The organism is Enterobacter sp. 03-F-07-AD-ECC (assembly GCF_047530935.1).
GTDB classification, from domain to species: Bacteria; Pseudomonadota; Gammaproteobacteria; order Enterobacterales; family Enterobacteriaceae; genus Enterobacter; species Enterobacter cloacae.
Genome location: NZ_JBLKBZ010000001.1, coordinates 491,506 through 517,799, shown reverse-complemented (window position 1 = coordinate 517,799; position 26,294 = coordinate 491,506). Strand labels below are relative to the sequence as shown.

The following is a 26,294-nucleotide window of genomic DNA, read 5'->3' as shown; positions in this document are numbered from 1 at the left end:
TTAGTCCAGACCCAGTACGCCACGCAGCAGGGAGAGATCTTCCGCCAGGGTGGTAATCGGGCCTTTCAGCGCGTTACGGTCGGCGTCGGTCAGTTTGTCGTAGGTTTCAAACCCGTCTTTGGTGCGGTACTTCGCCAGAATTGTGTCGACTTTCTTAAAGTTGGCATCCACTTTTGCCAGCAGCTCGCTGTTCTCTTTCTGCAGCTGTGGGCGCAGCAGGTTAACAATTTTCTGCGCGCCATCGACGTTCGCCTGGAAATCCCACAGATCAGTGTGGCTGTAGCGATCTTCTTCACCGCTGATTTTGCTGGCGGCCACTTCTTCAATCAGTCCGGCCGCACCGCCCACCACTTTAGATGGCGGGAAGGCCAGCTCGCTGATGCGCTTTTGCAGCTCCAGCACGTCGCTGTTGAGCTGATCGGCATACTTCTCCATCCCTTTGGTGGAGTTATCGCCAAACAGGGCTTTCTCCAGACGGTGGAAGCCGGTGAATTTTGGATCGGCCGCTTTCTGCTCGTAATCGTCTTCACGGGCATCAATACTGCCATCAAGATCGGAGAACAGCTCCGCAATCGGCTCAATGCGCTCGTAGTGCTGACGGGTGGGCGCATACAGGGATTTAGCTTTGTCGATATCGCCCGCTTTCACCGCATCCGTAAAGGCTTTGGTTCCCGCCGCCAGGTCTGCCGTCTCTTTGACGACGTACGCTTTATAAGCGGTGATGGCATCGCCCAGGCTCAGCAGGGCCGTGCCTTTCGCGGCATCCGCTGTGGCATTCCCCTTAACGATGAGCTTACCTTTCGGGTTGGTCAGCAGACCGCAGGTCATGTCATATTCACCCGGCTGCAGGTTAGCCGTCATTTTCTGGCTAAAGCCCGGCGCGATATTTTCGCGCTCTTCCACGACCATCACGCCTTTGAGAATTTCCCACTCCAGCGCTTTCTGGCTGTGGTTCTGAATAATAAATTGTGTCTTACCGCTGTTGACCGTAATGGTCATCGGCTCACACTGCTTATCATTCACCGTCACCTTGACCTGTGGAATATCAGCAGCCTGAGCGGCGAAGGCAGAAGCAACAAGCGCTGCCACACCAACCTGTAACGCACTACGACGAAATTGAATTGCCATGACCCTTCCCTTTTAAAAGTATGTTGTAACTACAGTAAGCACATCAGGGCGCAGTACGCGACGGCTGAGCACTGGGGCGCGATGGCATAAAGAACAGCGCCAGCGCCGGAATAAGATAGATAAAGTACATCGCCACTTCACTGACGCTTGGCGTTTCCTGATAGCCGAAGATCCCTTCGAGCAGCGTGCCGGTCAGTGAATGGGTAGAAAGAACATTGCTAAGATCGAACGCCACATCCTGGAAGTGGTTCCACAGACCCGCCTCATGGAAAGCGCGGATCGCCCCTGCCGCCAGCCCTGCGGCCACCAGCAAAATGAACAGGCTGGTCCATTTAAAGAAGGCCCCCAGGTTCAGGCGAATGCCGCCCCAGTAGAGCAGGAAACCCAGCACCACGGCCGTTGCCAGCCCCAGCATCGCCCCCAGCGGTGGCCAGATCCCCACATCCTGCTGAAAGGCAGCCAGCAGGAAGAATACGGATTCCAGACCTTCACGCGCCACGGCGAAAAAAACCATCATGATCAGCGCCCAGCCGTGATGATTTCCCTTCTGCAGGGCATTATCTACCGCCTGCTCCAGCTGCACCTTCACGTTACGCGAGACTTTACGCATCCAGAACACCATCCAGGTGAGGATCACCACCGCTATCACCGCAACGATACCTTCGAACAGCTCCTGCTCTTTCTGCGGGAATTCACCGGTGGTTTCATTGATCAGAATGCCCAGGCCCAGACAGAGCGCAGCGGCGAGGAAAACCCCTATCCACATCACCCCAATCCAGCGTCCGCGCTGGGTTCGCTTCAGATAACTGGCGATGAGGCTAACAATGAGGGCCGCTTCCAGGCCTTCGCGTAACATAATGAGAAATGGAACAAACATGCAGACACCTTAAATGTTTATCGCGGTCAACTGATGCAAAGAAAGGTAAATTCTTGTGATAGTGATTATCATTACGGCGATAAGAAAAACAAGCGAAATGTGTGGTTTTTGATGACGAGTTGTAAACGCATCGCGGGGTAATAGTTGCGCTCGTGACGTTCCGGTTTATAAGGTATAACGAAAATGCCCATTTACGGTTAATCAGCGCTGTGGCTAAATATCCGCCTCGCAAACTAACCGAAAATAAACCATGTTTAAGATTGTCCATTTCCTGCTGGCGCTGGTGATTATTCTTGCGCTTGCCTGGCTGGTAAGTTTTGACCGCCGAAAAATTCGCATTCGCTTTGTTTTACAGCTGATCGTTATTGAAATTGCGCTGGCGTTCTTTTTCCTGCACGCCGAAAGCGGGTTATTCCTGATTAAATACATCTCCGGTTTCTTTGAATCACTGCTGAAATTTGCCGGCGAAGGGACCAATTTCGTCTTTGGCGGAATGGGTGAAAAAGGGCTGGCGTTCATTTTCCTCGGCGTGCTTTGCCCGATTATTTTTATCTCCGCACTCATTGGTATTCTTCAGCACTGGCGCATTCTGCCGATTTTTATTCGGCTGATTGGCACGCTGCTGTCAAAACTGAACGGCATGGGCAAGCTGGAATCCTTTAACGCGGTGAGTTCGCTGATCCTCGGACAGTCTGAAAACTTTATTGCCTACAAGGGCGTACTGGGCGATCTCTCGTCACGTCGTCTGTTCACCATGGCGGCCACGGCCATGTCGACCGTCTCCCTGTCGATTGTCGGTGCCTATATGACCATGCTCGACGCTAAATTTGTGGTGGCGGCGCTCATTCTGAACATGTTCAGCACCTTTATTATTCTCTCCGTCATCAACCCGGTTCGCCCGGAAGCGGAGCCGGATATTAAGCTCGAAAAACTGCATGAATCCCAGAGCTTCTTCGAAATGCTGGGCGAGTATATTCTGGCCGGTTTTAAAGTGGCGATGATTATTCTGGCGATGCTGATTGGCTTTATTGCGCTTATTAGCGCCATTAACGCCCTCTTCTCCAGCGTATTTGGTATGAGCTTCCAGCAGATCCTGGGCTATGTGTTTTATCCGCTGGCGTGGCTGGTGGGTATTCCGCTGGGCGATGCCTTAAATGCCGGCAGTATTATGGCAACTAAGCTGGTAGCGAATGAATTTGTGGCGATGATTGAGCTACAAAAAATTGCGCATCAGATGTCACCGCGCGGGCTGGGAATTTTATCCGTGTTCCTGGTGTCGTTCGCCAACTTCGCCTCTATCGGTATTGTCGCAGGTGCAATCAAGGGCCTGAACGAGCAGCAGGGCAACGTGGTGTCGCGGTTTGGTCTGCGTCTGGTGTATGGCGCGACGCTGGTGAGTTTGCTGTCGGCGAGCTTTGCGGGCCTGGTGCTGTGATGTGATGCCGGGTGGCGCGCAGCGATCCCGGCCTACGATACAACAACGGCGGGTTATCCCGCCGTTTTCTTTAAAACTGCACACACACCGGCTGATCGACCCGCATCACCGACTCCTGCGCAAAGCGGGATTTATAGATCCCGCGTAACGCCTCAATGTTCTTCTCGCTCTGCGCATCTTTTCCGTGGATCAGCATCAACGCCTTGCTCGGCTCACGCGCCACTTTACCGTCGTTGCCCAGCCACTGTCCGCGCGCATCAAACACCGTTAAGCCATCACGAAAACGCGGCGTCACGTCCCGGTCAACAAACTGCTGCCACTCGTCGGGGGTGATCTGCGCCCCGGCCGGACGATTTAAGCCGAAATAAAGCGTGGTCTGCTGCATCTGGTTATCCACTTTGCAGGTGTCAGTCGCCATATGCTGCGACGGTGCCGTACAGCCAGCCAGCATCAGGAATGCCGCTGCCAGTAACCCTGTTTTGATTGTCATGCTTCGCTATCCTCATTGTTATAAGTGCAGCGATATCACCGTAAATTACGGATTTTGGCAAGAAAAAAGCCGGGTGGCGCTGACGCTCACCCGGCTTACAGTGTGCAGGAAGAAAAATTACTCAGCCTGGAGCTTCGTCGGCGGCGCAGTGTGGTAATGGGCATCCGCTTCCGCAAAGCGTTTCTGCATGGAGGCAGACGGCGCTTTACCCAGCAGGCTAAAGACCACAATACCGAGACTGCCGAAGATGAAGCCCGGGATAATTTCGTACAGACCCAGCCACGCGAACTGTTTCCAGACGATAACCGTGACCGCACCGATAATCATCCCCGCCAGCGCGCCGTTACGGGTCATACGCGACCACATCACGGAGAACAGCACCACCGGACCAAACGCCGCACCAAAGCCCGCCCACGCGTAGCTCACCAGACCCAGCACGCGGTTTTCCGGGTTCGACGCCAGCGCAATGGCCACCAGCGCCACCACCAGCACCATGAAGCGCCCTACCCACACCAGCTCTTTCTGGCTTGCGCCTTTACGCAGGAATGCCTTGTAGAGGTCTTCGGTGATCGCACTGGAGCAGACCAGCAGCTGGCAGCTCAGGGTGGACATCACCGCCGCCAGAATAGCGGAGAGCAGAATACCGGCAATCCATGGGTTAAACAGCACCTGCGCCAGCTCGATAAACACACGCTCGGCGTTCTGGTTTACCGCGCCCGCCTGCGCCGGGTTGTTGTTGAAGTATGCAATGCCAAAGAAACCCACCGCGCACGCCCCTGCCAGGCAGAGGATCATCCACGTCATACTGATGCGACGCGCATGAACGATGGTGTGGTGAGAATCGGCCGCCATAAAGCGCGCCAGGATATGCGGCTGACCGAAATAGCCCAGACCCCAGCCCATCAGGGAGACGATGGCGACAAAGTTCAGCCCTTTCAGCATATCGACGTTTTCAATGCTCTTCTGCTTGATCACTTCCAGCGACTCGCCAAAACCACCTACGGTGAAGATCACAATCACCGGGGTCAGGATCAGGGCGAAAATCATCAGGCTCGCCTGCACGGTGTCGGTCCAGCTTACCGCCAGGAACCCACCCACGAAGGTGTAGAGGATGGTAGCCGCCGCACCGGCCCACAGGGCGGTTTCGTAGCTCATGCCGAAGGTGCTTTCGAACAGACGCGCACCGGCCACAATGCCGGAGGCACAATAAATAGTGAAGAACAGCAGGATCACCACCGCCGAGATAATGCGCAGGATGCGGCTGTTATCTTCGAAACGGCCGGTGAAATAATCCGGCAGCGTCAGGGCGTTGTTGTTCACTTCGGTATGCACGCGCAGACGGCCTGCTACCAGCTTCCAGTTAATCCACGCCCCGAGAGTCAGGCCAATGGCGATCCAGCTTTCAGAGATGCCGGAGATGAAAATCGCACCCGGCAGCCCCATCAGCAGCCAGCCACTCATGTCCGATGCCCCCGCAGAAAGCGCAGTCACCATTGGGCCTAAACTGCGGCCACCCAGAATGTAGTCGTCAAAGTTCTTTGTAGAACGCCATGCCAAAAACCCTATCAGGATCATGCCAAAAATATAAACGAGAAATGTCACCAGCATCGGTGTGCTCATTGCCATTCAAATTCTCCAAAAGTCGAGCGACAACCGTCCGGGTTGCCTTGTTATGTCATCACCGGAACGGGGTGATGGGTATCTGTGTTTCTGTTGGCCGCGCGTATCCTGCCGTAAGCAGTGCTCGCACACAAACGATTTAACACTGCATTTACATCAAATTCATCCCCGGTTTTATATGTCTTTCCTATAGGTTGCACTCGCTCACATTTATACGGGTTGCACCTTCTAAAAGTGTTAAGTACCGCATAAAAACAGGCTTCGTATGCAGAAGCCAGCGCTTTTTTCCAGCTAACCATCCGTTAACAATCCATTCATTTTTCAGCTTGCTAGCCGGGTCACATTTAACACGGTTGCACAAAGTTGCAACATGGTGGATATTTCAGGCTAACCACCGAACACGATCAAAGAACAACAGGAGTTTTGGCATGGGCATGACCACCATGGGGGTTAAGCTGGATGACGCAACCCGCGAACGGATTAAGACCGCAGCAACCCGCATTGACCGCACGCCGCACTGGCTAATCAAGCAGGCAATTTTTAACTATCTCGAACGGCTTGAGAGCGACGAAGGTCTGCCCGAGCTGCCCGCCCTGCTGGCAGGTGCCGCCAATGAGAGCGAAGACGCGCCGGTTGCTGGCGACGAGAATCATCAGCCGTTCCTGGAGTTCGCGGAGCAGATCCTGCCGCAGTCCGTCAGCCGCGCCGCCATTACCGGTGCGTACCGCCGTGCTGAAACGGACGCCGTGCCAATGCTGCTGGAGCAGGCTCGCCTGCCTGAAGCCGTCGCCGCGCAGGCGCACAGCCTGGCGTATCAGCTGGCCGACAAACTGCGTAACCAGAAAACCGCCAGCGGCCGTGCCGGTATGGTGCAGAGCCTGCTGCAGGAGTTTTCCCTCTCCTCCCAGGAAGGCGTGGCGCTGATGTGTCTGGCAGAAGCACTGCTGCGTATCCCTGACAAAGCCACCCGCGATGCGCTGATCCGCGACAAAATCAGCAACGGCAACTGGCAGTCACACATTGGCCGCAGCCCGTCGCTGTTCGTTAACGCCGCCACCTGGGGTCTGCTGTTTACCGGCAAGCTGGTCTCGACCCACAACGAAGCGAACCTCTCCCGCTCCCTGAACCGTATTATCGGCAAGAGCGGCGAACCGCTGATCCGCAAAGGCGTGGATATGGCGATGCGCCTGATGGGCGAGCAGTTTGTTACCGGTGAAACCATCGCCGAAGCGCTGGCTAACGCCCGCAAGCTGGAAGATAAAGGGTTCCGCTACTCTTACGACATGCTGGGTGAAGCGGCCCTGACCGCTGCCGACGCGCAGGCCTACATGGTCTCTTACCAGCAGGCGATCCACGCCATCGGTAAAGCGTCCAACGGCCGCGGTATTTATGAAGGTCCGGGCATCTCAATCAAGCTCTCCGCCCTGCACCCGCGCTACAGCCGCGCGCAGTACGACCGGGTGATGGAAGAGCTCTACCCGCGCCTGAAATCCCTGACCCTGCTGGCGCGCCAGTATGATATTGGCATCAACATCGACGCCGAAGAGGCAGACCGTCTGGAGATCTCGCTCGATCTGCTGGAAAAACTGTGCTTTGAGCCAGAACTGGCAGGCTGGAACGGAATTGGCTTTGTTATTCAGGCCTACCAGAAACGCTGCCCGTTCGTTATTGATTACCTGATTGATCTGGCCAGCCGCAGCCGTCGTCGCCTGATGATCCGACTGGTAAAAGGCGCTTACTGGGACAGCGAGATCAAACGCGCCCAGATGGAAGGTCTGGAAGGCTACCCGGTTTACACCCGCAAGGTTTACACCGACGTCTCTTACCTCGCCTGTGCGAAAAAGCTGCTCGGCGTACCAAACCTGATCTACCCGCAGTTCGCTACCCACAACGCTCATACCCTGGCGGCGATCTATACCCTGGCCGGGCAGAACTACTATCCGGGCCAGTACGAATTCCAGTGCCTGCACGGCATGGGTGAACCGCTGTATGAGCAGGTCACCGGTAAAGTGGCAGAGGGCAAGCTGAACCGTCCGTGCCGTATTTATGCTCCGGTGGGTACTCATGAAACCCTGCTGGCGTACCTGGTGCGTCGTCTGCTGGAGAACGGGGCGAACACCTCCTTCGTTAACCGCATTGCCGATACCACCCTGCCGCTGGACGAACTGGTTGCCGATCCGGTGCAGGCCGTTGAGAAAATGGCGGCTCAGGAAGGCCAGATTGGTCTGCCGCATCCGAAGATTGCCCTGCCGCGCGAGCTGTACGGCAAAGGCCGCATCAACTCGGCGGGTCTGGATCTCGCCAACGAACACCGTCTGGCGTCCCTCTCTTCTGCCCTGCTCAACAGCGCGCTGCAGAAATGGCAGGCCAAACCGATGCTGGAACAGCCGGTCGCAGACGGCGAGATGCAGCCGGTGATCAACCCGGCAGAGCCAAAAGATATTGTCGGCTACGTGCGTGAAGCCACGGAAGCGGAAGTGGAGCAGGCGCTGGAAAGCGCGGTAAACAACGCGCCAATCTGGTTCGCCACCCCGCCGCAAGAACGTGCCGCCATTCTGGAACGCGCCGCGGTGCTGATGGAAGATCAGATGCAGTCGCTCATCGGTATCCTGGTGCGTGAAGCGGGGAAAACCTTCAGCAACGCCATCGCCGAAGTCCGTGAAGCCGTCGACTTCCTGCACTACTATGCAGGCCAGGTACGCGATGATTTCGATAACGAAACGCACCGCCCGCTTGGTCCTGTGGTCTGTATCAGCCCGTGGAACTTCCCGCTGGCGATCTTCACCGGCCAGATTGCCGCCGCGCTTGCCGCAGGCAACAGCGTGCTGGCCAAACCGGCGGAGCAAACCCCGCTGATTGCCGCTCAGGGGATTAACATCCTGCTGGAAGCGGGCGTACCGGCGGGCGTGGTGCAGCTGCTGCCTGGGCGGGGTGAAACAGTGGGTGCGAAGCTCACCGCGGATAACCGCGTGCGCGGCGTGATGTTTACCGGCTCGACCGAAGTGGCCTCCCTGCTGCAGCGTAACATCGCCACCCGTCTGGATGCCCAGGGCCGCCCAACGCCGCTCATCGCGGAAACCGGCGGCATGAACGCCATGATTGTCGACTCCTCCGCGCTCACCGAGCAGGTAGTGGTAGACGTGCTGGCCTCCGCCTTTGACAGCGCGGGTCAGCGCTGCTCCGCCCTGCGCGTGTTGTGCCTGCAGGACGACGTGGCCGACCACACGCTGAAGATGCTGCGTGGTGCCATGGCCGAGTGCCGCATGGGCAACCCGGGCCGCCTCACCACCGATATCGGGCCGGTGATCGACGCGGAAGCCAAAGCGAATATTGAAAACCACATTCAGGCCATGCGTGCCAAAGGCCGTCCGGTGTTCCAGGCCGTGCGCGAGAACAGCGAAGATGCCCGCGAGTGGCAGACCGGCACCTTTGTGCCGCCTACGCTTATCGAGCTGGCAAGCTTCGACGAGCTGAAAAAAGAGGTCTTCGGCCCGGTCCTGCACGTGGTGCGTTACAACCGTAACAACCTGAATGCATTGATTGAGCAGATCAACGCCTCCGGCTATGGCCTGACGCTCGGCGTGCATACCCGTATCGACGAAACCATCGCCCAGGTCACCGGCAGCGCCAAAGTGGGCAACCTGTACGTCAACCGCAACATGGTTGGCGCGGTCGTGGGCGTGCAGCCGTTCGGCGGCGAGGGGCTTTCCGGCACCGGTCCTAAAGCGGGTGGCCCGCTCTATCTGTACCGTCTGCTGGCGAACCGTCCTGAGCGCGCGCTGGGCGTGACGCTGGCACGCCAGGACGCGGACTATCCGGTGGATGTCCAGCTGAAAACCGTGCTGACGCAGCCGCTGGAAGCACTCATCACCTGGGCGGAAAAACGTCCTGAGCTGCGCGCTGTCGCACAGCAGTACGGCGAGCTGGCGCAGGCTGGCACGCAGCGTCTGCTGCCGGGTCCAACCGGCGAACGCAACACCTGGACGCTGATGCCGCGTGAACGCGTGCTGTGCGTGGCGGATAACGAACAGGATGCGCTGGTTCAGCTGGCCGCCGCGATGGCAACGGGCTGTGAAGTGCTGTGGCCGGAAGACGGTCTGCACCGCGATCTGGCGAAGCAACTGCCGAAAGCGGTGTCTGCCCGCATTCACTTTGCGAAGCCTGATGCCCTGCTTGCGCAGCCGTTTGACGCGGTTATCTACCACGGTGATTCCGATCAACTGCGCGAACTGTGCGAGCAGGTTGCGGCCCGCAGCGGGGCGATTGTTTCGGTGCAGGGCTTCGCCCGCGGTGAAACCAACCTGCTGCTGGAGCGCCTGTACGTGGAGCGTTCGCTCAGCGTCAACACCGCGGCAGCGGGCGGTAACGCCAGCCTGATGACAATCGGGTAATCGTGTACACTCTCCCCGGTGACGCTACGCTAACCGGGGCTACAACTTCACCTTAGGCCGGATAAGCACAGCGCATCCGGCTTTTTTACACGGAGGGGATGATGAAAAGAGTATTTCTCGCAGGCGCCGCCCTGCTGCTGAGCGCCAGCGCGCTGGCCGACGAGTGCGACAACGCCACTACGCAGCTTGAACTGAACACCTGTAGCGCGCAGCAGTACCAGGCCGCTGATAAAAAGCTCAACCAGACTTATCAGTCCGCCATTAAGCGTGCGGCGGCCCCACAGCGTGACCTGCTGAAAAAGGCGCAGCAGGCGTGGATCGCCCTGCGCGATGCGGATTGCAATTTTATCGGTTCTGGTACCGAGGGAGGCAGTGTGCAGCCTATGATCATTAGTCAGTGCCTGACGGAGAAAACCGTGGAACGCGAGGCGTTTCTGGCCTCGCTGATGCAGTGTGAAGAGGGCAACTTAAGCTGTCCCCTCACCCCATAGGGGCGAGGGAGAAAAGACAGCACAGAACAGTCCCCTCTCCCCGTGGGAGAGGGTTAGGGAGAGGGAAACTAGCGCACGCGGATCCCTTCAATAATCATCCGCTGCACGTTTTCGAGAGTGCTCTGGAAAAACGCTTCGTCCTGCAGCGTCTTTCCGGTTACCGCTTCCACCTGGGCCGCAAAGTCAGCGTAGTGCTGGGTGGCGGCCCAAATCATAAAGATCAGATGCTGCGGATCGACAGGTGCCAGTTTGCCGCTGGCGACCCACCCGGCGATGATCGCGGATTTATCGTCCACCAGCTGTTTTAAATCCCCCGTCAGCTCTGCCTTCAGCAGCGGCGCGCCCTGCAGCATCTCCAGACAGAACAGCCGGGATGCCTGCGGATAATCACGGGACACCTCCAGCTTCAGGCGAATGTACTCTTTGATCGCCACCAGCGGGGCGAACTCCTGACGAAAGGCCTTTAGCGGCGCCAGCCAGATATCCAGGATCTGCTGCATTACTGCCACATACAGCGCCTCTTTCGACGGGTAATAGTAGAGCAGATTGGTTTTGGACACCCCGGCCTGCTCCGCCACCTGTTCCAGGCGCGTGCCGTGAATGCCGAACTGTGAAAAGGTCTCCAGCGCCGCACTGAGGATGGCGTGCTTTTTGGCGCTCACCGCCTGCGAACGTTTACCTGCTGTTTTCACTGCGCCTTGTGTCATCCCGCTCTCCTTATTCTGCGTTGCCAACAGCATAGCAAAACCCCCGCCTCGCCACGACATCCTGCACTCCCATCGCGCATGAATGCCTGTTTTGTGTGCAATGTTTTTGACCATTTAGTCCACTTTTGTCACGCTCAATTCACCAACCATTGATTAACACATTAATAACAAAGCCATTTTGAAAACTGGCACTCCCTTTGCAAAACCCTGTTCACCTGCAACGTAGTGAAGAGAGGTTCGTGATGAAAATTGGCGTATTTGTACCCATCGGCAACAACGGCTGGCTTATCTCGACCACTGCTCCGCAATACATGCCGACCTTTGAGCTGAACAAAGCCATCGTGCAAAAAGCGGAGCACTACCATTTCGACTTTGCACTTTCGATGATCAAGCTGCGCGGCTTTGGCGGCAAAACCGAATTCTGGGATCACAATCTGGAATCCTTCACCCTGATGGCGGGCCTGGCGGCGGTGACGTCACGGATTCAGCTCTACGCCACCGCCGCCACGCTCACCCTGCCGCCAGCCATTGTCGCGCGGATGGCCTCCACCATCGACTCCATCTCCGGGGGACGCTTTGGCGTCAATCTGGTCACCGGCTGGCAAAAGCCGGAGTACGAACAGATGGGGCTCTGGCCGGGAGATGAGTACTTCTCGCGCCGCTATGAGTACCTTACCGAATACGTGCAGGTGCTGCGCGATCTGTGGGGTACCGGCAAGAGCGATTTCAAAGGTGACTACTTCACCATGAATGACTGTCGCGTCAGCCCGCAGCCTTCTGCACCAATGAAGGTGATCTGCGCCGGGCAGAGCGACGCGGGAATGGCGTTCTCGGCAAAATACGCCGACTTCAATTTCTGTTTCGGTAAAGGCGTCAACACCCCCGCCGCCTTCGCCCCAACGGCCGCACGCATGAAAGAGGCCGCCGACAAAACCGGCCGTGATGTGGGCTCTTACGTGCTGTTTATGGTCATTGCCGACGAAACCGATGAGGCCGCGCGCGCCAAATGGGAGCGTTATAAGGACGGGGCTGACGACGAGGCCCTGAGCTGGCTCACCGAACAGAGCCAGAAAGATACCCGTTCCGGCGCGGACACCAACGTGCGCCAGATGGCCGACCCGACCTCTGCTGTCAATATCAACATGGGCACGCTCGTCGGCTCGTATGCCAGCGTTGCCAGAATGCTCGACGAAGTGGCCGCCGTTCCCGGCGCGGAAGGCGTTCTGCTGACCTTCGACGATTTCCTCACCGGCGTGGAGACCTTCGGCGAGCGCATTCAGCCGCTGATGCAGTGCCGCGCCCACATTCCTGCCATCACCAAGGAGGTGGCGTAATGACAACCCTTAATGCCCGTCCGGAAGCCATCACCTTTTCTGCACCGCAGAGCGCGCTGATTGTGGTGGATATGCAAAACGCCTACGCCAGCCCCGGCGGTTATCTGGATCTGGCGGGGTTTGACGTCTCCGCTACCCGGCCGGTGATTGAGAACATCAAAACCGCCGTCGCCGCCGCACGCGCCGCCGGGATGCTCATCATCTGGTTTCAGAACGGCTGGGACGATCAATACGTGGAAGCCGGTGGCCCCGGCTCGCCCAATTTTCACAAATCGAACGCCCTGAAAACCATGCGCAAACGGCCCGAACTGCAGGGCAAGCTGCTGGCTAAAGGTGGCTGGGATTATCAGCTGGTGGATGAACTGGTGCCGGAGGCAGGCGATATTGTGCTGCCCAAACCGCGCTACAGCGGCTTTTTCAACACGCCACTCGACAGCCTGCTGCGCAGCCGGGGCATTCGTCATCTGGTCTTTACCGGCATTGCCACCAATGTCTGCGTGGAGTCGACCCTGCGCGACGGCTTCTTCCTCGAGTATTTCGGCGTGGTACTGGAAGACGCCACTCATCAGGCGGGGCCGGAATTTGCCCAGAAAGCGGCGCTGTTCAATATCGAAACCTTTTTTGGCTGGGTCAGTAACGTCGCCGATTTTTGCGACGCCCTGAACCCGCCGCTCGCCCGTATCGCCTGAGGAGACATACGATGCCGAAATCCGTGATTATTCCACCGGGCACCAGCACGCCGATTGCGCCGTTTGTCCCCGGCACGCTCGCCGATGGCGTGGTGTACGTCTCCGGTACCCTGCCGTTTGATAAAGACAACAACGTGGTGTTTATCAACGACCCAAAGGCGCAAACGCGCCACGTGCTGGAGACGATCAAGACCGTGATCGAAACCGCAGGTGGCACGATGGAGGATGTGACGTTCAACAGCATCTTTATCACCGACTGGAAAAACTACGCCGCGATTAACGAGATCTACGCGGAGTTCTTCCCCGGCGATAAGCCGGCCCGCTTCTGCATTCAGTGCGGGCTGGTGAAGCCGGACGCGCTGGTTGAAATCGCCACCGTTGCGCACATTGGAAAGTGAGGCTGCCATGAAGCTCTCCGTCTCACCGCCCCCGTTTGACGGCGCGCCCGTCGTGGTGCTGATTGCCGGACTCGGCGGGGGCGGCAGCTACTGGTTGCCCCAGCTAGCCGCGCTGGAACAGGAGTATCAGGTGGTCTGTTACGACCAGCGTGGCACCGGCAATAACCCTGACACCCTGCCGGAAGAGTACACCCTGGCGCAGATGGCCGGTGAGCTGGCACAGGCGCTGACCGCGGTCGGCATCACCCGTTACTGTGTGGTCGGCCATGCGCTGGGGGCGCTGATCGGCCTGCAACTGGCGCTCGACACCCCCGATGCACTCAAAGCGCTGGTGTGCGTCAACGGCTGGCTGACGCTGAATGCCCATACCCGACGCTGCTTTCAGATCCGCGAACGGCTGCTGCATGCCGGTGGCGCGCAGGCGTGGGTAGAGGCGCAGCCGCTGTTTCTCTATCCGGCAGACTGGATGGCCGCTCGCGCACCGCGTCTGGAGGCTGAAGAGGCACTGGCGCTGGCGCACTTTCAGGGCAAAAACAATCTGCTGCGCAGGCTGAACGCGCTGAAAAAGGCTGATTTTAGCCGCCATGCCGCCCGCATCGCCTGCCCGGTACACCTTATCTGTTCCGCCGATGACCTGCTGGTGCCCTCTGTCTGCTCGTCTGAGCTGCAGGCTGCGCTCCCGCACAGCCACAGCGTGGTGATGCGCCAGGGCGGTCATGCCTGCAACGTCACCGAGCCGGAAACGTTTAATACCCTGCTGCTGAACGGGCTTGCCAGCCTGCTGCACAGCCATGAACCCGCTTTATAAGGAGTTTCGATGAGCGAAGCCATTACCTCTGCCGCGCTGGATTCACTGTTCACCGGCGCACGCACCCACAACGGCTGGCTGGACATACCGGTCAGCGACGAGACGCTGCGCGAGATCTACGACCTGATGAAATGGGGGCCTACCTCCGCTAACTGTTCCCCGGCCCGTATTGTGTTTGTGCGCAGCGCAGAGTGTAAAGAGAAGCTGCGCCCCGCACTCTCCAGCGGCAACCTGGAGAAAACCCTCACCGCACCGGTCACCGCGATTGTGGCGTGGGACACGGAATTTTATGAGCGTCTGCCTGAACTGTTCCCGCACGGGGATGCGAAGAGCTGGTTTACCACCAGCCCCGCGCACGCTGAAGAGACCGCCTTTCGCAACAGCTCCATGCAGGCCGCTTATCTCATCTTTGCCTGTCGCGCCCTGGGGCTGGACACCGGCCCGATGTCCGGTTTTGACCGGCAAAAAGTCGACGAAGCCTTTTTCACCGGCACGCTGCTGAAAAGCAATCTGCTGATCAATATCGGCTATGGCGATGTGGGCAAACTCTACGGCCGTCTGCCGCGCCTGGCCTTTGAAGACGCCTGCGGGCTGGCGTAAGGAGCCATCATGACGACACCCGATAAACAAACCTTTCGCGATGCCATGGCCTGTGTGGGCGCGGCGGTCAATATCATCACCACCGACGGCCCTGCTGGCAGAGCGGGCTTCACCGCCAGCGCCGTGTGCAGCGTCACCGACTCGCCCCCGACGCTATTGGTGTGTCTTAACCGCGGCGCGTCCGTCTGGCCGACGTTTAGCGAAAACCGCACCCTGTGCGTCAACACCCTGAGCGCCGGACAGGAGCCACTCTCCAACCTGTTTGGCGGCAAAACGCCGATGGAAGATCGCTTCGCCGCTGCCCGCTGGCAGACGGGCGAGACGGGCTGCCCGCGTCTGGAGGAGGCGCTGGCCTCGTTTGATTGCCGTATCAGCCAGGTGGTCAGCGTCGGCACCCACGACATTCTGTTTTGCGACATCGTGTCCATTATCCGCCACCCTGCCCCGCAGGGGCTGGTGTGGTTTGACCGCGGCTACCACGCGCTTATGCGACCCGCCTGTTAACCCTTCTTAAGGAAGCAGCTCATGGCAATGTTCGGATTTCCCCACTGGCAGTTGAAATCGACCTCTACAGAACCTGGCGTGGTCGCGCCGGATGAACGGCTCCCGCTCGGGCAAACCCTGGTGATGGGCGTCCAGCACGCGGTCGCCATGTTTGGCGCAACGGTGCTGATGCCGATGCTGATGGGCCTTGATCCCAATCTCTCCATTCTGATGTCGGGTATTGGCACCCTGCTGTTCTTTTTTGTCACCGGCGGGCGCGTGCCCAGCTATCTGGGCTCCAGCGCCGCCTTTGTCGGCGTGGTCATCGCCACCACCGGGTTTAACGGTCAGGGGATCAACCCCAACCTCAGCGTCGCCCTCGGCGGCATTATCGCCTGTGGTCTTGTCTATACCCTGATTGGCGTCGTGGTGATGAAGATCGGAACCCGGTGGATCGAGCGAATGATGCCGCCAGTGGTTACCGGCGCGGTGGTGATGGCGATTGGCCTGAACCTGGCGCCAATTGCCGTGAAGAGTGTCTCCGGCTCGCCGTTTGAGAGCTGGATGGCGGTGATCACCGTGCTGTGTATCGGTCTGGTGGCGGTATTCACCCGCGGCATGGTCCAGCGTCTGCTGATTCTGGTCGGGCTGATTGTGGCCTGTCTGATCTACGCCCTGCTGGCCAATGTCTTTGGTTTCGGCAAGCCTGTCGACTTTACCCTGCTCCATCAGGCTGCCTGGTTCGGTCTGCCGCAGATCACGTCGCCAACCTTTAACACGCAGGCGATGATGCTTATCGCCCCTGTCGCGGTGATCCTGGTGGCGGAGAACTTAGGGCATCTGAAGGCCGTGGCGGGCATGACCGGGCGTAGTATGGATCCGTATATGGGGCGCGCGTTTGTCGGGGATGGCCTGGCGACGATGCTCTCCGGGTCGGTGGGCGGCAGCGGTGTCACCACCTACGCCGAGAACATTGGCGTGATGGCGGTAACGAAAGTCTACTCCACGCTGGTGTTCGTGGCGGCGGCGGTCATGGCGATGCTGCTCGGCTTCTCACCAAAATTTGGTGCGCTGATCCACACCATTCCCTCGCCGGTCATCGGCGGCGCATCAATTGTGGTGTTCGGGTTGATTGCCGTGGCGGGAGCGCGCATCTGGGTACAGCATCGCGTCGATCTCAGCCAGAACAGCAACCTGATTATGGTGGCGGTCACGCTGGTGCTGGGTGCAGGTGATTTTGCCCTGACGCTGGGCGGATTTACGGTTGGCGGGATTGGTACGGCGACCTTTGGGGCGATCCTGCTTAATGCCCTGCTGAGCCGCCGGAAAGGGGATGAAGCGCAAGGGGAAGCCATCACCCCCTCCACCTGATATAAGTCTCCCTTACTTGCCGGGTGACGCTGCGCTTACCCGGCAATCGCCTTACGTCGTTTTTTGAGCTTTAGCTCACTCACCAGCACCCCAACAACGATAAACGCCGCGCCGACCAGCGCCAGCAGCGGTAAGCGCTCTCCGGCAATGCGTCCAAAAATCCCCGCCCATACCGGCTCCCCGGTGTAGATCACCGTCGCCCGCGTCGGCGACACGCTGCGCTGTGCCCAGTTCATGGTCACCTGAATAATGGCGCTGAAAATACCCAGCCCCAGCGCCACCACCACCAGCCCGGCAGACATCGGCGGAACCGACTCCCCTGCCGGAACCATCGTCGCGAACGCCACCAGCGACGCCGTGGCAAGCTGTACCACCGTGACGCGCTTAACATCGACCTTCCCGGCCCAGGCGCTGATGAGGATAATTTCCGCGGCAATCGCAATGGCTCCCACCAGAGTAATGATCTCGCCCGGCCCCAGTGCCAGCAGGTTATTTTCCGGCCCGGCCAGCAAAATCAGGCCGATAAACGCCAGGACAATGCCGATGCAGGACATCACACCCGGCAGGCGTCCCAGACACAGCCATTGCAGTAACGGCACCAGCGGCACATACATGGCGGTGATAAAGGCCGATTTACTGCTGGAGATTGACTGTAACCCCCACGTCTGCAGGCTATACCCCATGGCAATCGCCACGCCAATCGCCACCCCGGCCTTGAACTCCTGCAGGGTCAGTCCGCGCAGGGTTTTCAACGAGATCAACCCCACGGCAATCGCTGCCGTCGCAAAGCGCAGGCCGACAAAGAAGAACGGATCGCTCAGGGTGACCGCATACTGGACGGCGAGAAATGTTCCGCCCCAGAACATGGTGATCAGAATGAGGATCGCTTCCTGAGGTTTGACGGAGAAGGTAAAACGAGAAACAGACATGAGGCACCAGAACGTAGAATGAAGGGACTAGTGTGCGATGCCTTTGATTGCAGTTCAATGTTACAGAAATAAAAAAACCGCCGGGAGATCCCGGCGGCAGAGGTCTTTCAACCCGGCGACTTACTTATTACCGCCATGGCTGTTTTTACCCCCTTTTTTGCCAGCCTCAGATGCGCGCTGAGGGTCATTTTTAAAATTACCCCCGCTATGCTGGCCACCTTTACGGCCTGCTTCTGATGCTCTTTCACGATCTTCGGCGAAATTACCTGAACCACCACGATGGTTTGCCATCTCTAACCTCCAGTATGTGAAACATTAGACATCATATTGCATTCAGTAAAAGAGGATTCTTTCACCTCGCGGCTCAAGGACAGCGCCTTTATCTGTGCCGCGTGAAACTAAGCTTAGTGGACTGAGGGTATCCGGCAAGCTGTAGTTAATATTCTGCAACAAGATCTCAGTCTTTTGGGTGAGAAAACGCGGCGGTCATTCATAAGCCTTTCTTATCATTTCAAAAATCGTCGGCGGTAAAAATGTTTCATTTTGCTACAAGCCGCGATGGTCAGCATATTGTTATAAATCAAAGAAATGCCGTTCATTTTTGCAGTCTGGCTGTGATGTCATATCTTTAAATGAACGCAGCGATTCGCTGTCAGAAAAAACAAACGAGGAGTGATGCAAAATGGCTAAAGTTCTGGTGCTCTATTATTCCATGTATGGACACATTGAAACCATGGCTCACGCGGTAGCAGAAGGTGCAAACAAAGTGGACGGCGTGGAGGTTGTGGTAAAACGCGTACCGGAAACCATGCAGGCAGAAGCGTTCGCCAAAGCCGGAGGAAAAACCCAGAATGCGCCGGTCGCCACGCCTCAGGAACTGGCGGATTACGACGCCATTATCTTCGGCACCCCCACCCGTTTTGGCAATATGTCAGGCCAGATGCGCACCTTCCTCGATCAGACGGGCGGGCTGTGGGCCTCTGGCGCACTGTACGGCAAACTCGCCAGCGTGTTCAGCTCCACCGGGACCGGCGGAGGCCAGGAACAGACGATTACCTCAACCTGGACTACCCTTGCTCATCATGGGATGGTGATTGTACCGATTGGCTATGGCGCGCAGGAACTGTTTGATATCTCTCAGGTACGTGGCGGCACACCTTACGGTGCAACCACCATTGCCGGTGGCGATGGATCCCGACAGCCGAGCAATGAAGAGCTCGCTATCGCCCGCTATCAGGGTGAATATGTCGCGGGTCTGGCCAAAAAACTGAACGGCTAACTCAACAGGAGGACAAGCATGCCAACTCAAGAATCCAAAGCTCACCACGTGGGCGAATGGGCAAGTTTACGCAATACCTCTCCGGAGATCGCCGAAGCCATTTTTGAAGTCGCGAAATACGACGAAAAACTGGCAGAGCAGATTTGGGAAGAAGGCAATGATGAAGTGCTGGTACGCGCCTTCGAAAAAACGGACAAAGACTCGCTCTTCTGGGGTGAGCAAACCATCGAACGTAAAAACGTCTGAGCGTTTCCCCCCGCCTGCGCGGGGGGATTATCTTATTTCGCCGCGTCGTTCATCACCGTATTAAATTTATCGATCGGGCAAAAACCGTTCGCATCCACCGGACACCCCTTCAGTTCCAGCGTCACGCGCTGCGCCGGAGACTGCAGCGACAGCACGCTGGCGTTACGCAGCTGCTCTGAGCTCTGATACACATACTCAATTTTCATCAGCTCGCGGTTGCCGTTTTTGTCGTGCCAGCGTTGGAAGACAATTTTGCCGCCGATTGGGGTGCGCTCCTGCTGGTCATGTAGCTGGTACGGCTTGAAGTCCAGCGCCGTCAGCAGAGAAGCAATGTTGGAGTCATGCCCCACCAGCAGGGTGATTTTCGGCGCTTTTGCCTGATCGGTCACCAGGGCGTTATCGATATACTTCACCAGCGGTTTGGCGACGTTTTGCGCCACCTCGGTTGAGGTAAACAGCGAGTCCTGATATCCGTTTTTCAGCTTCGACAATACGCGCCACTGCTGGTCGGTTTTGATCTCTCCCCAGGCCACCTGGTCGGCCGGGAAGCCTTCGTAATACTGCAGCGTGAACGCATCCACCAGCGAGTTGCCCACTTTTAGCGGCCCGGAAACGCCCGGTTCTTTTTCGTAGTCGGCGCTGAAGGTATCTTTCGCGTCTGCCAGTGAACAGACTTTTTTCTCTTTGCATGACGGTGAATCGGCGTAGTTCGTCATCTGCTCCAGCAGCCGGTAGCTTTCAGCAAGCTGCATTTTTTGCCGCTCGGACTCCATCGCCTTGAGCGCTTTTTCGCGGAATTCCGGTGAGTTATCGGTAATTACCGGATTAAAGGTTGGGTCCATGGTGCCCATTTTGTCCTGATGATGCACAGGAACATCGCACCCCGGGAACGCGCCGGTAATGAAGAACTGCGCGGTGGCGACGGTGCGCTGCAGGCTGTTGGCGTAAGCATACACGCTATCTGCTGGCGGGCACTCTCCCGTCTTCACCATCCCCTGCTGGGCCAGCCACTCGCGCATGTAGTGCCCCATGTAAACCTCCAGCACGCCACCTTTGGTAGTGAGCTGACCGCCCGGCACTTCCCATTCAGGCCATTGCTTTGGCGTGGACTGCTCCAGCACGCTGCCGTTATTGGCGAGCGGTGCGCGCAGGTTGTGACGGCTCATAATTAAAACTTGCTCCAGCTGATACCCTTCCGGCGTCTCTTGCGCCTGCACCCCGGAGGCTGCTGAAAAGAGACCGGCTACGGCCATCGCGAGTAGTGCTTTTCTCATCCCTAATTCCTCACTCGTTTTAAAATGTCGCGTTCAGTGTGACAGATCCGTGACAATTTTCCGGGAAGCATTTCTCAAACTGATGAATAACACGCTTACCCGGTGAGCAGATTAGTTTTATAATAAAACTACATACGCCCGGAGATTTGCCTGTGAAACGCACCCGTCTTGAAGAGAGTACCTGCCCTGTCGCCCGTTCGCTGGATATCATCGGCGACTGGTGGTCGCTGCTGATTGTTCGCGACGCATTGCGTGGGATTAAACGCTTCGGCGAGTTCCAGAAAAGCCTCGGTATCGCGAAAAACATGCTGACCGCGCGGCTAAAACTGCTGGTCGATGAAGGCATCCTCCGGCTCCAGCCCGCCTCCGACGGCAGCGCCTGGCAGGAATACGTTCTGACCGACAAGGGACGCGCACTCCAGACGGTGCTGGTTGCCCTGTCCCAGTGGGGCAATGAATTTTTGTTCGCGGAAAACGAATGCGGCACCGTTCTCGTTGATAGCGAACAGCGCAAACCGCTGCGTAAACTGCTGCTTATCGCCGACAATGGCCGCGAACTTACGCCTGAAGAGATCGTGGCCAAACTCCCCTCCTGATCGTTCCCGACGGCAAAAGCACAAAATGACCACCAATATAGTTGCATTATAAAACCAAATAACAGACAGTGATTTAAGTTTCATATTGAAACCAAATAACCCACTTTGCTTTGAGGTAACACACGATGACTACGCAAATCACTACCGCCCTGATTACGGGTGCCTCTTCCGGGATTGGTGCCGTCTATGCCGATCGCCTTGCCGCGCGCGGCGCTAATCTGGTCCTGGTCGCCCGCCGCGAGGATCGGCTGCAAACCCTCGCCGCCGACCTGCGCGCGCGCTATGGCGTGACCGTCGATATTCTGGTGGCCGATCTCACCGATGAAACCGGGATCCGCGCGGTAGAAGACGAACTGCGTAGCAATACCGCCATTGATGCGCTGATTAACAACGCCGGCACCGCGCAGATGGCGCCGTTCCTCGTGGGCGATGTGGCCCAGCATCAGGCCATTAACACCCTCAATACCACGGCGCTGATGCGTCTGACCTATGCGATCCTGCCGCGCCTGGCGCAGAATAACCACGGTACGCTTATCAATATCGCCTCGGTGTTGTCCCTGCACGTGCGTGCAGGCAGCGCGCTGTACAGCGCCACCAAAGCCTGGGTGCTCAGCTTTACCCGTGGGTTACAGGAGGAGTTTGCCGACAGCAATCTGCGTATTCAGGCCGTGTTACCCGCCGCAACGGCAACAGAAATCTGGCAGCATTCCGGCGTGACGGTGAACGATCTGCCGGAAGGCTCGGTGATGACCACTGACGATATGGTGGATGCTTCGCTGGCGGGTCTGGATCAGGGCGAGCTGATTACCATTCCGCCAATGCATGATGCCAGCCTGTGGGATCGCTACGAAACGGCACGTCTGGAACTGTTTAACAGCGCCCGCACCGGCATCCCGGCGCCGCGCTATGTAAAACAGTAGGCTAACGCTCAAGCTGGTCGCCGTACTCACTCATCCAGGCGGCCAGCGGCGAGAGCGCCCCTTGCAGGGTCAACCCCAGCCCCGTTATCTGGTACTCCACGCGCGGTGGGATCTCCGGGTAAACCGTGCGCGACACCAGCCCGCGCTGTTCGAACAGCCTGAGCTGCTTCGTGAGTTCTTTTTGCGTGATGGGGGCGGTAGCGCGCAGCAGATCGCCAAAGCGTACCGGCGCATTGAGGATAATCAGGCGATAAAGAACAGGGATCGCCCACTTCCCGGAAATCAGGTTCACAAACTGCGTCATCGGGCAGACATAAACCTCAGAATTTTTTTCACAACGTATATCGAGCAATTCCGCCATAGCACACCTCTTGCCGCATTAGTATCCAATTGGTACCTGGTTTCCTTTCGATACTAACGTTTCTATAGTGCTTTCTCCAGAGACATTTCAGGAGAAGAACATGGGTCGTTTAGCAGGTAAATATACGCTGATTACCGGCGGAACCAGCGGCATTGGCCTTGCCACTGCGCAGGTGTTTCTCGCCGAAGGGGCGCATGTCGCCGTCACCGGTCGTAACCCGGAAACGCTCGCCGAAGCAGAGCGCATTCTGGGCGATAAGGCCTGGGTGATCCCGACCGATGCGGGAGATATTGCTTCGCAAAAAGCGCTGGCGGAGACGCTTGCCGCCCGCTGGCCACGCCTGGACGCGGTGTTTCTCAACGCCGGCGACGTGACGCACGCGCCGCTGGAAGCGTGGCAGGAAGAGGCCTGGGATCGTCTGATGGGCATCAACCTGAAGGGACCGTTCTTTTTAATTCAGGCGCTGCTGCCGCTGCTGAATAATCCGTCCTCGGTGATCCTGTGCGGCTCCGTAAGCGCGCGCATCGGCCTGCCCACCAGCAGCGTGTATGCCGCGAGCAAGGCCGCCCTGCTGTCGCTGGCACGCACACTGTCAGCAGAGCTGTTACCGCGCGGCATTCGCGTTAACGGTCTGAGCCCCGGCCCGGTAGAAACCCCGGCCTTTACGAAAACGGGCTTAAGCGAAGAAACGCTTAACGCGATGATGGCGGAGATCATCAAGCTTGTGCCGCTGGGCAGAATGGGCTCGACGACGGAGCTGGCAAAAGCCGCGCTCTATCTGGCCTCCGACGAATCCAGCTATACGGTAGGAACGGAACTGCTGGTGGACGGCGGAATGGGAAGCTTGTAACTCAAAAGGCGCTGATGCCGGTGACAATGCCGACATACAGCGCCGCCCAGACGGCGGCAGAAAACAGACTGACCGCGTAAACCTTCACCCGGTTGAGCCTGAGCATGCCCGCCGCCAGCGGCACGATATAGCGCAGTACCGCCAGAAAACGGGCGGTGAAGAGCACCAGCACGCCGTTTTTCTGCAGCTGATGCTGCACCCGCAAAAATGTATCGGCATGTCTTGAGGTAATGCGCGTCACCAGCCGCGTATGCCCCATCAACTGACCGATATGATAGTTCAGCAACGAACCGAGCGTGGCCCCCATCACCACCGCCAGCCACGTCAACGCCGGATGCAGGCTCGCCTGGCTGACGGTGATCCCGGTCAGCAACATCACCGAGGCGGGCGGCAGCACGGAGGAGATCAGCACCGTGGATTTACTCAAAGCCAGCACGAAGAGCAGCGCAAAGAGATGCGTCGGATAATGCGCAAAATGATTGAGCAGATTGTCAAACCACGCCACCTTGCTCTCCTCGTGAATATTTACCCTCCCATTAAAGTCGAGCAAGTTTAAATAAAGGCTCAACGCGTCATGAATAATGAATACATAAACATTCCCTAAACATTTTTTAAATTCCAGAGCGGGAAAATAAAATAAGCGTATTATCCCGCTGGTTTACAACGATCTCGTTATGGCGAGGCTCCTGTACAAATACACGTTATCGCTCTGGCAGGTTCGAGAGAACCCGCACAGGGTAAAACAGGCACTGTCGAATCAAGGCTTTGTCAGTATAACTTCCCTTACGGGATACGGTGTACAGTGCTGAACCCAGGACGTGGGGATCTCCTCTTCGACATACCCTGTCTTGCTCGCCCCTGAGAGATTTTTTATTCAAAGGGAATTCACTATGTCTTACGCTATTCACAACCAGAACCCGGTATTCAATGACAGCGCTATCGCGCAATATATGAATACCGATTTTATTGTCCTCGATATTTCATTATGCGTGGCGCTGGCGCGCGAGCAGTTTTTCGAAAAATTAAAAAACGATGATATTCCGTCGCATATTTTCATTGAAGATCAGGGTCGCCTGGCAGGCATGATTGCGGTACGCAAATTGCTGCAAACCACCGATACCGTACAGCCGGTAAAATCGCTGATGCTGTCGCAATTTCTGCAGGTCAAACCGGAAGATGAGCGGGCCGATGTCGCCGGACTGCTGGCTCACAGCGGTGCGGATGTGGTGCCTGTTGTCACCCACGGCAAGCTGGTTGGCTGCCTCACCGAGCGCGAAATGGCTCACCTGCTGGAAGACGATGTCACCGAAGATGCCCAGCGCCAGGGGGCAACGCTGCCGCTGGAAAAGCCCTATCTGGAGACCAGCGCCTTCAGCCTGTGGAAAAAACGCTCCGTCTGGCTGCTGCTGCTGTTTGTCGCGGAAGCCTACACCAGCTCGGTGATCCAGCACTTTGAAGAGGCGCTGGAGTCCGCCATTGCGCTGGCATTTTTTATCCCGCTGCTGATTGGCACCGGCGGGAACAGCGGAACGCAGATCACCTCCACGCTGGTGCGCGCCATGGCGCTGGGTGAAGTGCATCTGCGCGATGTTGGTCGCGTACTTTGCAAAGAGATGACCACCTCACTGATGATTGCCGTCACGCTCGGTATTGCCGGGTGCATCCGCGCATGGATGATGGGGATTGGGCTGGAAATTACCCTTATCGTCAGCCTGACGCTGGTGTGCATTACGCTGTGGAGTGCCATAGTCTCGTCCGTTATTCCCATGGTACTCAAGCGCTGCGGCATTGACCCGGCCGTCGTCTCCGCGCCGTTTATCGCGACGCTTATCGACGGTACCGGGCTGATTATCTACTTCAAAATCGCCCAGTATACGCTGGGGCTGGAGTAATCTTACGAGCACCTCTTTCCTGTGATTGAGGTGCTCACTCCGCTACACATCACCCAGTTGATGCGCAATCTCGCGCAGCTGCTGGGCCAGCGCCTGGAGGTTTTTTCCCTTCTCCCCTTTCGGCCCGGTGGACTGTCGCACCACCAGACGGGCAGGTAAAATCGAGGACATGCGCAGGGCACTCTCTTCGCCGCTGTCCAGAATGCGGCGCACCGCCTCTTTGCCCTGCAGATCTAAATCCAGTGAGACCGTCGTCAGCGCCGGGTAGAAGAACGAGCTTTCGTAGGTATCATCGTAGCCAATCACCGACTTCTCGCCCGGAATGGAAATCTGCTGCTGGTGGAAGGCGCTCAGTACGCCCAGCGCCATCTGGTCGTTGGCCACCAGTACGGCGGAAAACTGCGGCGTTTCGCGCAACATCTGCAGCGCACCGGCATACCCGCTCTGCGCATCCCAGTTGCCGCGGATCACCGAAGCGGGCTCCAGCCCGTAACCCTTCAGGGTTTCGATCCAGCTTTTTAGCCTCAACTGTGCCGACACAGAGGACTCCGGCCCCGCCAGCAGGGCGATGTCGCGATGGCCCAGCTCGTAAAGGTATTTAACGCTGGCGCGGGTCCCATCCGCCGGGTTAAACGAAACGTTAAACACAGAACTGTACGGGTCGACATCCAGGAAAAGACAGACGATATCGTCGTTGTCGGTGGCGATTTTCTGCGCCTCTTCGGCCTCCAGAGGCACGTTAATGATCACCTTGCTCACCAGCTGGGACTTCAGTTCGTTGATAGAGTCCTGAATACTTTGGTTGACGTTCTCATCTATCATCGAGATCAGTACCTGGTATCCCTCCACGTTCGCATAGCGTTTTACCGCTGCCGCCACCTGAGAAGGCGCGTGCAAAGCCAGTGAAATGGTCACCAGCCCGACGGTCTGGCTCTGCTTGCCTACCAGTTGCTGGGCCAGGCGATTCGGCACATACCGCAATAACTCTATGGATTTCTCAACCTTGTGGCGCGTGGCCTCGGATACATTGGCAGATTTATTCAGTACCCTGGACACGGTCTGATAGGAGACGCCTGCATGGCGTGCGACGTCCTCTAACGTTGCGCTTTTCGACTTCATGGTCCG

At 57.5% G+C, this 26,294-nt stretch carries 27 protein-coding genes and 1 riboswitch; of the genes, 16 read left to right on the top strand and 11 right to left on the bottom strand.

Going from position 1 to position 26,294, the window contains the following annotated elements:
* A complete protein-coding gene (gene efeO / locus ACMWKA_RS02435) occupies positions 1-1,128 on the bottom strand; it encodes an iron uptake system protein EfeO (protein ID WP_045902810.1) in 1,128 nt (375 codons plus the stop codon).
* Positions 1,129-1,171: 43 nt separating this feature from the next.
* The gene (gene efeU, locus ACMWKA_RS02430) at positions 1,172-2,005 is read right to left on the bottom strand and encodes an iron uptake transporter permease EfeU (RefSeq protein WP_013097186.1); all 834 of its coding nucleotides are present in this window, start codon (positions 2,003-2,005) and stop codon (positions 1,172-1,174) included.
* A 250-nt stretch (positions 2,006-2,255) separates the two neighbouring features.
* On the opposite strand from efeU, the gene ACMWKA_RS02425 reads away from it, so the two are divergent.
* Entirely contained in the window at positions 2,256-3,440 is a 1,185-nt protein-coding gene (locus ACMWKA_RS02425) for a NupC/NupG family nucleoside CNT transporter (protein WP_095440288.1), read from the top strand.
* Positions 3,441-3,510: 70 nt separating this feature from the next.
* Here ACMWKA_RS02425 and ACMWKA_RS02420 read toward each other — a convergent pair whose 3' ends face one another.
* Both ACMWKA_RS02420 and putP read right to left on the bottom strand, forming a co-directional pair.
* Positions 3,511-3,930: a DUF3574 domain-containing protein gene (locus ACMWKA_RS02420; RefSeq protein ID WP_095440289.1), complete on the bottom strand. Its 420-nt coding sequence runs from the start codon at positions 3,928-3,930 to the stop codon at positions 3,511-3,513.
* Between the two features lie 117 nt (positions 3,931-4,047).
* A complete protein-coding gene (gene putP / locus ACMWKA_RS02415; RefSeq protein ID WP_029882760.1) occupies positions 4,048-5,556 on the bottom strand; it encodes a sodium/proline symporter PutP in 1,509 nt (502 codons plus the stop codon).
* A gap of 422 nt (positions 5,557-5,978) precedes the next feature.
* Here putP and putA point away from each other — a divergent pair, with 422 nt between their 5' ends.
* Both putA and ACMWKA_RS02405 read left to right on the top strand, forming a co-directional pair.
* Positions 5,979-9,941, top strand: a complete 3,963-nt coding sequence (gene putA, locus ACMWKA_RS02410) for a trifunctional transcriptional regulator/proline dehydrogenase/L-glutamate gamma-semialdehyde dehydrogenase (RefSeq protein ID WP_038419081.1) — start codon at positions 5,979-5,981, stop codon at positions 9,939-9,941.
* 101 nt (positions 9,942-10,042) lie between these two features.
* The gene (locus ACMWKA_RS02405) at positions 10,043-10,432 is read left to right on the top strand and encodes a lysozyme inhibitor LprI family protein (RefSeq protein ID WP_029882762.1); all 390 of its coding nucleotides are present in this window, start codon (positions 10,043-10,045) and stop codon (positions 10,430-10,432) included.
* 68 nt (positions 10,433-10,500) lie between these two features.
* Here the strand turns inward: ACMWKA_RS02405 and rutR are convergent, their stop codons facing one another.
* Complete coding sequence (rutR, locus tag ACMWKA_RS02400; protein WP_013097192.1) at positions 10,501-11,139, bottom strand: HTH-type transcriptional regulator RutR; 639 nt, start codon at positions 11,137-11,139, stop codon at positions 10,501-10,503.
* Between the two features lie 242 nt (positions 11,140-11,381).
* Between rutR and rutA the strand changes: the two genes are divergently transcribed.
* From rutA to rutG, 7 genes are read left to right on the top strand one after another with little or no spacing between them, the layout of a single operon-like run.
* Positions 11,382-12,473 (top strand): pyrimidine utilization protein A, encoded by a 1,092-nt coding sequence (rutA, locus tag ACMWKA_RS02395; protein ID WP_414759962.1) that lies wholly within the window; start codon positions 11,382-11,384, stop codon positions 12,471-12,473.
* A complete protein-coding gene (gene rutB / locus ACMWKA_RS02390) occupies positions 12,473-13,162 on the top strand; it encodes a pyrimidine utilization protein B (RefSeq protein WP_013097194.1) in 690 nt (229 codons plus the stop codon). The genes rutA and rutB overlap by 1 nt, the downstream gene beginning before the upstream one ends.
* A gap of 11 nt (positions 13,163-13,173) precedes the next feature.
* Positions 13,174-13,560 (top strand): pyrimidine utilization protein C, encoded by a 387-nt coding sequence (gene rutC, locus ACMWKA_RS02385; RefSeq protein WP_013097195.1) that lies wholly within the window; start codon positions 13,174-13,176, stop codon positions 13,558-13,560.
* A 7-nt stretch (positions 13,561-13,567) separates the two neighbouring features.
* Positions 13,568-14,368 carry a pyrimidine utilization protein D gene (rutD, locus tag ACMWKA_RS02380; protein WP_048972204.1) on the top strand — a complete coding sequence of 267 codons (801 nt, stop codon included), beginning with the start codon at positions 13,568-13,570 and terminating at the stop codon, positions 14,366-14,368.
* A gap of 9 nt (positions 14,369-14,377) precedes the next feature.
* Complete coding sequence (locus ACMWKA_RS02375) at positions 14,378-14,968, top strand: malonic semialdehyde reductase (protein ID WP_414759961.1); 591 nt, start codon at positions 14,378-14,380, stop codon at positions 14,966-14,968.
* 9 nt (positions 14,969-14,977) lie between these two features.
* Positions 14,978-15,472 carry an NADH-dependent FMN reductase RutF gene (gene rutF / locus ACMWKA_RS02370; protein WP_013097198.1) on the top strand — a complete coding sequence of 165 codons (495 nt, stop codon included), beginning with the start codon at positions 14,978-14,980 and terminating at the stop codon, positions 15,470-15,472.
* A gap of 21 nt (positions 15,473-15,493) precedes the next feature.
* Complete coding sequence (gene rutG, locus ACMWKA_RS02365; protein ID WP_013097199.1) at positions 15,494-16,822, top strand: pyrimidine utilization transport protein G; 1,329 nt, start codon at positions 15,494-15,496, stop codon at positions 16,820-16,822.
* Positions 16,823-16,857: 35 nt separating this feature from the next.
* Here the strand turns inward: rutG and ACMWKA_RS02360 are convergent, their stop codons facing one another.
* Complete coding sequence (locus ACMWKA_RS02360) at positions 16,858-17,751, bottom strand: DMT family transporter (RefSeq protein ID WP_248056485.1); 894 nt, start codon at positions 17,749-17,751, stop codon at positions 16,858-16,860.
* Between the two features lie 120 nt (positions 17,752-17,871).
* Positions 17,872-18,042 (bottom strand): general stress protein, encoded by a 171-nt coding sequence (locus ACMWKA_RS02355; RefSeq protein WP_013097201.1) that lies wholly within the window; start codon positions 18,040-18,042, stop codon positions 17,872-17,874.
* A 391-nt stretch (positions 18,043-18,433) separates the two neighbouring features.
* On the opposite strand from ACMWKA_RS02355, the gene wrbA reads away from it, so the two are divergent.
* Positions 18,434-19,030, top strand: coding sequence for an NAD(P)H:quinone oxidoreductase (gene wrbA / locus ACMWKA_RS02350; protein WP_025755888.1), 597 nt, complete (start codon positions 18,434-18,436; stop codon positions 19,028-19,030).
* An 18-nt stretch (positions 19,031-19,048) separates the two neighbouring features.
* Complete coding sequence (locus ACMWKA_RS02345; protein ID WP_008499832.1) at positions 19,049-19,276, top strand: YccJ family protein; 228 nt, start codon at positions 19,049-19,051, stop codon at positions 19,274-19,276.
* A gap of 32 nt (positions 19,277-19,308) precedes the next feature.
* On the opposite strand, the gene agp is transcribed toward ACMWKA_RS02345, so the two are convergent.
* Entirely contained in the window at positions 19,309-20,550 is a 1,242-nt protein-coding gene (gene agp / locus ACMWKA_RS02340) for a bifunctional glucose-1-phosphatase/inositol phosphatase (protein ID WP_414759960.1), read from the bottom strand.
* A 152-nt stretch (positions 20,551-20,702) separates the two neighbouring features.
* On the opposite strand from agp, the gene ACMWKA_RS02335 reads away from it, so the two are divergent.
* Both ACMWKA_RS02335 and ACMWKA_RS02330 read left to right on the top strand, forming a co-directional pair.
* Positions 20,703-21,146 carry a winged helix-turn-helix transcriptional regulator gene (locus ACMWKA_RS02335; RefSeq protein ID WP_414759959.1) on the top strand — a complete coding sequence of 148 codons (444 nt, stop codon included), beginning with the start codon at positions 20,703-20,705 and terminating at the stop codon, positions 21,144-21,146.
* Positions 21,147-21,271: 125 nt separating this feature from the next.
* Positions 21,272-22,066: an SDR family NAD(P)-dependent oxidoreductase gene (locus tag ACMWKA_RS02330; RefSeq protein ID WP_226836135.1), complete on the top strand. Its 795-nt coding sequence runs from the start codon at positions 21,272-21,274 to the stop codon at positions 22,064-22,066.
* 1 nt (position 22,067) lies between these two features.
* Here ACMWKA_RS02330 and ACMWKA_RS02325 read toward each other — a convergent pair whose 3' ends face one another.
* Positions 22,068-22,427, bottom strand: a complete 360-nt coding sequence (locus ACMWKA_RS02325) for a winged helix-turn-helix transcriptional regulator (protein WP_013097206.1) — start codon at positions 22,425-22,427, stop codon at positions 22,068-22,070.
* 100 nt (positions 22,428-22,527) lie between these two features.
* Here ACMWKA_RS02325 and ACMWKA_RS02320 point away from each other — a divergent pair, with 100 nt between their 5' ends.
* Positions 22,528-23,277 carry an SDR family oxidoreductase gene (locus ACMWKA_RS02320; protein ID WP_013097207.1) on the top strand — a complete coding sequence of 250 codons (750 nt, stop codon included), beginning with the start codon at positions 22,528-22,530 and terminating at the stop codon, positions 23,275-23,277.
* A gap of 1 nt (position 23,278) precedes the next feature.
* On the opposite strand, the gene ACMWKA_RS02315 is transcribed toward ACMWKA_RS02320, so the two are convergent.
* Positions 23,279-23,782: a DedA family protein gene (locus ACMWKA_RS02315; RefSeq protein WP_029883255.1), complete on the bottom strand. Its 504-nt coding sequence runs from the start codon at positions 23,780-23,782 to the stop codon at positions 23,279-23,281.
* Positions 23,783-23,938: 156 nt separating this feature from the next.
* Positions 23,939-24,108, top strand: a riboswitch (M-box (ykoK) riboswitch).
* Positions 24,109-24,167: 59 nt separating this feature from the next.
* Between ACMWKA_RS02315 and ACMWKA_RS02310 the strand changes: the two genes are divergently transcribed.
* The gene (locus tag ACMWKA_RS02310; RefSeq protein WP_150058059.1) at positions 24,168-25,169 is read left to right on the top strand and encodes a magnesium transporter; all 1,002 of its coding nucleotides are present in this window, start codon (positions 24,168-24,170) and stop codon (positions 25,167-25,169) included.
* Positions 25,170-25,211: 42 nt separating this feature from the next.
* On the opposite strand, the gene ACMWKA_RS02305 is transcribed toward ACMWKA_RS02310, so the two are convergent.
* The gene (locus tag ACMWKA_RS02305) at positions 25,212-26,288 is read right to left on the bottom strand and encodes a LacI family DNA-binding transcriptional regulator (RefSeq protein WP_038419069.1); all 1,077 of its coding nucleotides are present in this window, start codon (positions 26,286-26,288) and stop codon (positions 25,212-25,214) included.
* Positions 26,289-26,294 lie beyond the last annotated feature (6 nt).